The sequence below is a fragment of the Alcanivorax sp. HI0007 genome (assembly GCF_001635525.1).
Classification (GTDB): domain Bacteria; phylum Pseudomonadota; class Gammaproteobacteria; order Pseudomonadales; family Alcanivoracaceae; genus Alcanivorax.
On sequence record NZ_LWEJ01000042.1, the window covers coordinates 1 to 217 of the forward strand.

The following is a 217-nucleotide window of genomic DNA, read 5'->3' on the forward strand; positions in this document are numbered from 1 at the left end:
CGCCGGGGTTGTTGCGCAGGTCCAGCACCAGGCCGCGCAATGTATCTTCCTTGGCCAGCTTGTCCAGTGCCTTGCGGGCATCGTCGCCGGTGTTGTTCTGGAACTGGGAAATCCGCAAATAGCCCATTCCCGGTTCCAGCATGCGTGATTTGACGCTGTGCAGCTGGATCTTGTCGCGTGTGAGGGTGACCTGATGCGGTTTTTCGTCCCCCTCGCT

At 59.9% G+C, this 217-nt stretch carries 1 protein-coding gene; it reads right to left on the minus strand.

Annotated features, from left to right (window positions below):
- Nucleotides 1–217 (minus strand): S41 family peptidase (locus tag A3714_RS02485; protein WP_231867816.1); only part of this gene is annotated, 217 nt, incomplete at both ends.